The 5,581-nt window shown below is 66.8% G+C and carries 5 protein-coding genes; 4 read left to right on the top strand and 1 reads right to left on the bottom strand.

Features of this window, described 5'->3' with window-relative positions; all coding sequences use genetic code 11:
* Positions 1-290 precede the first annotated feature (290 nt).
* The gene (locus tag LQ326_RS46715; protein WP_234545299.1) at positions 291-1,523 is read left to right on the top strand and encodes an IS4 family transposase; all 1,233 of its coding nucleotides are present in this window, start codon (positions 291-293) and stop codon (positions 1,521-1,523) included.
* A gap of 271 nt (positions 1,524-1,794) precedes the next feature.
* Here LQ326_RS46715 and LQ326_RS46720 read toward each other — a convergent pair whose 3' ends face one another.
* Complete coding sequence (locus LQ326_RS46720; protein ID WP_234545300.1) at positions 1,795-2,562, bottom strand: transposase; 768 nt, start codon at positions 2,560-2,562, stop codon at positions 1,795-1,797.
* A gap of 67 nt (positions 2,563-2,629) precedes the next feature.
* On the opposite strand from LQ326_RS46720, the gene LQ326_RS46725 reads away from it, so the two are divergent.
* From LQ326_RS46725 to LQ326_RS46735, 3 genes are all read left to right on the top strand, one after another.
* Entirely contained in the window at positions 2,630-3,226 is a 597-nt protein-coding gene (locus tag LQ326_RS46725; protein ID WP_234545301.1) for a hypothetical protein, read from the top strand.
* Positions 3,227-3,285: 59 nt separating this feature from the next.
* The gene (locus LQ326_RS46730) at positions 3,286-4,377 is read left to right on the top strand and encodes an IS630 family transposase (RefSeq protein ID WP_234545302.1); all 1,092 of its coding nucleotides are present in this window, start codon (positions 3,286-3,288) and stop codon (positions 4,375-4,377) included.
* 278 nt (positions 4,378-4,655) lie between these two features.
* Complete coding sequence (locus LQ326_RS46735) at positions 4,656-5,456, top strand: hypothetical protein (RefSeq protein WP_234545303.1); 801 nt, start codon at positions 4,656-4,658, stop codon at positions 5,454-5,456.
* Positions 5,457-5,581 lie beyond the last annotated feature (125 nt).

Genomic DNA, 5,581 nt, shown 5'->3' on the forward strand with positions numbered 1-5,581 from the left:
GCCTCCGGCGGCGAGACCTGGTACCAGCCCATCAACGAGATCCTGAACCGCTACGGGCTGACGCTGCACACCGCGTGACACAGCGCCACTTCGGCCGAACGGGCTTCACCGGGCAAGGGTCGGCGAAGCCCGTTCGGCACGAGCGCACTGTCGCCGCGTCTATCAGGACTCCATCTCCGGGCAGCAACCATCTGGAGCAGCAGCCTCCTGAAACCCAATTGATCACAACCGAAGACAGCCCCTAAGGGCAATACCGGTAACTTAGGGGCAATCCGGTCGTTGTTGTTGGTGTGGCAAGAGCGGGTCAACTGAAGTCATCTGGTGAGCGGTTGTCGGACCGGGTCGCGGTCGGGGTGCTGACCCAGGCGTTTCCCCAGTCGCTTGTGGATGAGGTGCTGGCGGAGACGGGGCGGGTGCAGCAGCGCAACCGGCTGTTGCCGGCCCGGCTGGTGGTCTACTTCGTGTTGGCGATGTGCCTGTTCTCCGGGCAGAGCTATGAGGAGGTCGCCCGGCTGCTGACCGCGGGTCTGCAGGATGCTCGGCGTTGGCGTACGTCGTGGGTGGTGCCGAGTACGGCGGCGATCTGGAAAGCCAGGTCCCGGCTGGGGGTGGCGCCGCTGCGAGAGCTGTTCGCGCGGGTGTGCCGTCCGGTTGCCACACCGGACACTCAGGGCGCCTTCTACCGCGACTGGCGGCTGACCGCGATCGACGGCACCACATTCGACCTGCCCGACACGAAGACGAACATGGAGGCGTTTGGCCGTCCGCCCCGCTCCGGGCGCGGTGAACAGGACGTCGGCTACCCGCAGTTGCGCATGGTCGGCCTGGTGGAGTGCGGCACCCACGCCGTCTTCGATGCGGCGACCGGAGCTCTGCGCACCGGAGAACAGGCGCTGGCCCGGGCGGTCCTGGTGTCCCTGCAGCCGGGCATACTGCTGCTGGCCGACCGCGGCTTCTACGGCGTGGACCTGTGGCGCGCAGCCGCGGCCACAGGGGCGGACCTGCTGTGGCGAGTCCGCAAAGACCTCGTGCTGCCGGTGCTCGAGCAGCTGCCGGACGGCTCCTACCTCACCGAGATCTTCGACCGCAGCGACATCCACCACACCCGTCGCGGGGTGCCGGTACGTGCGGTGGAATACACCATCGCCGGCCATGAGGGCGTCTACCGGCTCCTCACCACGATCCTCGACCCGCACGCCGCCCCGGCCGCGGAACTGGCCGCCCTCTACGCCCAGCGATGGGAGTTCGAGTCCACCCTGGACGAAATCAAGACCCACCTCGGCGGGCCGCACCTGGTACTGCGTTCGCAGCACCCTGACGGGGCCGAGCAGGAACTTTACGGATTCCTGCTCGTCCACCACGCCATCCGGCACCTGATGCACCAAGCCGCACGACAAGCCGACCGGGACCCCGACCGGATCTCCTTCACCCGCTCACTGCGCGTCGTGCGCCGCCAGGTCACCGACCAGGCGGCGTTTTCCCCCCGGCCGACTCCTCCGCGCCGTCAAAGCCACCCACGCTGAACTCCTGGAACGCCTCCTGCCACAACGACGCCGCCGGGCCAACCCCCGCGTCATCAAACGCAAAGTCGCCAGCTGGCCCCTCAAACGCGCCGTCCACCGGGCTGCAGACCGCCCACCCGCCCCGGCCATCACCCTCGTTGGCGCCACCAAACCCAAACGAGTCAAACGAACACCAAAGCCCTAAGTTACCGGTATTGCCCCTAAGGGTTGTCCCGTAAATGATCTTTGAGCCGCCGCTCCGGAGTCGTCAGCGGTGTGCGGGGCCGCTCGTCTATCCGGCGAGGGCGAGGTTGTGCATGCGTGCAATGCCGAGCATGGCGTGATGGACTCCGTCGCCTTTGAGGCGGCAGTCGCGGAGGATTTTCCAGGTCTTCATGCGGGCGAAGACGTGCTCGACGCGGGCGCGGACTTGCTTGTGGGACTTGTTGTGGGCTTCCTTCCAGTCCGGCAAGTCCTCACCCTTGCAGCGGCGGTGCGGCATGACGAGTCCGGTGCCCGGATAGCCGCCGTCGGCGATCGTCATGGTCTTGCCGACGGCGGCCTTCGCGCCGGACTCCTCCCATGCCTTGCAGTCGTTGCGGTTGCCGGGCAGAGGCCGGCCGACCATGACGATCAGGCGGGTGTCGGCGTCGATGACAACCTGGTGATTGGTGGAGTACCGGTAGTTCTTCGACTGCTCGGCCACGGTGTGATCGCGGGTGGGCACGAGAGTGCCGTCCACGATCAGCACCGTGTCCTTGGCGAACCGCTTGCGGGGCTGAACAGCGAGCATGGGCCCGAGGTGGTCGATGATGCGGTCCGCGGCCGACTTCGAGACCCCGAAGAGCGGGGCGAGCTGGCGCATCGTCAAATTCGTGCGCCAGTAAGCCGCGACCAGCAGTGCCCGGTCCTCCAGCGGAAGGCTCCACGGCCGGCCCTTGCGGACCGCGGCCGCCCCCTCGCGCCGCAGCACGGTCACCAGCTTCCCGAAGGCGCGCGGGCTTAGCCCGGTGAACGGGGCTATCCAGGAGGTCTCCGACGCCGTGATCACACCAGCCATACCAAGATCATCTCACCTGTGACCGGCAGCTCCTGGACAGCCTCTGTGTCGCCCGTAGAGTGCGGTCATGGATGAGATCCCCTGGTTCGAGTATGACGAGGACGACCTGGACGTCGCGCAACGCGCGTTCGTGGACGTTCTGGCCGAACGCGCGGGATCCTGGCTGGTGGACCCGCTCGACACTGTCGTGCTGCCGTCGGAACACACCTCCGACGGACAGCTGATCGTCTATCTGGACATCGGTGACCCGCAACGCAACCAGGGAGTGCTGACGGTGGGCGCCCACTTCGACGGTTCCGCCGTCCGTGGGGGCGAACTCCATAAGCAGGACTTCACTATCCGGCAGACCGCGAGTGAGTTCGAAGCCGCAGGCAGCCCTACGGAGCTGGCGAACAGAGCGGCAGAGTGGTTCGAGGCAGTCCTCGCGCGACCTCTGGTCCGCTGCGAATGGCATCACGCGGGAAGGATGTACGCGGTCCGCTACGAGTACGCAGATACAGGGCAAGGCCTCAGCGAGGGCTTCGAGAGCCCCCTGGCCCCCGACGCACTGCGGAAAAGACTGGCTGCAGACGGCGTGATCCGAGGCCGAGGCCGGATCAACCGTCCCGGCCTGGGCCAACCAGACGTGATCGCACATGTCCGAGGCGTCCGTCCCGATCCGTAGTTACGGGACAGCTCTTAGTGTCCCGAGTCTTAGAAAAGCCATAGAAGTATCCTGGGTTCATGGCGCGCATGGGTCGGCCGACGGTCGAAGCGGTCTTGACGGATGACGAGCGTGAGACGTTGCTGCGCTGGTCGCGGCGGGCGACGTCCGCGCAGGCTCTGGCGTTGCGGTGCCGGATCGTCCTCGCGTGTGCCGACGGGCTGTCGAATACCCAGGTGGGCTCCGACCTCGGGATCCACCCGACCACCGTGGCTACGTGGCGCAAGCGGTTCGCGGTCAACCGGCTTGAGGGCCTTGCCGACGAGAAGCGGCCGGGGCCCGCGCGCACGGTGACGGATGAGCAGGTCGAAGACGTGATCGTGCGGACTCTGGAAACGACGCCGAAGGGTGCCACGCATTGGTCCACCCGGGAGATGGCGAAGCAGAGCGGGCTGAGCCAGTCGACGGTTTCGCGTATCTGGCGGACTTTCGGCCTCAAGCCCCACCAGGTCGACACCTTCAAGCTGAGCAGGGACCCGCAGTTCGTCGAGAAGGTCCGCGACGTCGTGGGCCTCTATCTTGACCCGCCCGAGCGCGCCATCGTGCTCTGCGTCGATGAGGAGTCCCAGATCCAGGCGTTGGACCGCTCGGCCCCGGTGCTGCCGATGATGCCGGGCATGCCCGAGCGCCGCACTCACGACCACCTGCGCGGCGGCGTCACCACCTTGTTCGCGGCCCTCAATACCGCCACCGGCGAGGTCATCGGCTCCCTGCATCGCCGCCACCGCGCCGCCGAGTTCAAGAAGTTCCTCACCAAGCTCGACAAGGAGGTCCCGGCCGAGCTCGACGTCCACCTGATCTGTGACAACTACGCCACCCACAAGACCCCCGCCATCCAGAAGTGGCTCCTGGCGCACCCGCGCTTCCACATGCACTTCACACCCACCAGCTCGTCCTGGCTCAACCAGGTCGAGCGCTGGTTCGCGCTGCTGACGGACAAACAGATACGGCGCAGCGTCCACAAGAACGTCCAGACGCTCGAGAAGGACATCCGCGACTGGATCGCCCACTGGAACGAGGACCCCAAGCCGTTCACCTGGACCAAGTCCGCCGACGAAATCTTCGAACGCCTCGCCGGCTACTTGAACCGCCTACCGAACCCCAAACCCTAAATATGCAGCTCTTCCGAGACTCGGGACACTAGCGCGACCCGGAAGATTTCTAGTCGACTGCTATGAGATCGACCGACACTGCGAGCGCGGACCCGGAACCTACATCGGTGTAGGTTCGGCGGGATTTTCAGCAAGCGGTCCTGGTGAAATGCCTGACTCTGCGCGACGTTAGCAGTGGGTCGGGCGGCTGATCTTTAGCAGTCCGCAGTCTTCGAGGCCATCTCCCCGCGGGTTGCCCGACGCGGGCGCTGTCAGGCCCCCGTGTAAGACTGCGGCGCATGTCCCTCACCGACCTCACCCTCGACCAGTGGCGATCGCTCGACCTGTCGACCGCCCGTCGCCTCGCACGGCGAGCTGCCGACCTGGCGGGCGGGCATGTGGTTGCCGTCGAGGCCGTCGAGCACCTGGGTGCCCGGATGCACCGTGTTCGGATCGAGCGAGACGGTCAGGAGTTCGCCCTGGTGCCAGGTGGCACCGTCACGCTCGGCTTCGACCTCGACTCCTGGCAGCCAACGCCCGAGCAGGTCGCCGACTACCAGGAGAGCGAGGCGCAGGGCTTCGGCTACGGCCCCGATCTACGGGCCCACCTCGCTCAGCTGCTCAGTCCTCGCCGACACGTCACCTTGGCGACGGTGCTCATGGGAGTGAAGGACGAGAACCTGACCGAACCCGCCGCCGACATGCCGGCCGTTCTTGCGGCGCGCGGCCTGCGGATGCCGAGCTCCGACGAGTGGGAGCACGCCTGCGGCGCCGGGGCGACCACCCTGTTCCGCTGGGGTGACGACTGTCCCCTCGACCGGATCCCCTACGACCACCCATCGGGGCCGCAGCACCGGCCGAACGCCCTGGGTCTGCACATCGCCTACGACACCTACCGGACAGAGCTGACGAGCGACGTCACCACGGTGCACGGCGGCGACGGCGGCGAGTCGGCCTGCGGCGGCTACGGCCACCTGCTGGGCTGGCTGCCGCTCGCCACGGCCAACCGTCATCCCTTCCTCGCCACCGAGTTCGTGTACGGCCCGGAGGGAGAGGACATGTACGAGGACTTCTCCACCCGGCCCGTCCTCGCGCTCTGACTACCCCAGTGGCCTCCCTGCACCCAGCCGGAATGACCGCAAGATCTGACGGGCGCTGCTAACGAAGCCTCGACGTTGCTAACGGGCTGCTAGAGATCGACCGACATTGCTAGCCCAGACCCGGA

The organism is Streptomyces shenzhenensis, assembly GCF_021462265.1.
GTDB classification, from domain to species: Bacteria; Actinomycetota; Actinomycetes; order Streptomycetales; family Streptomycetaceae; genus Streptomyces; species Streptomyces shenzhenensis.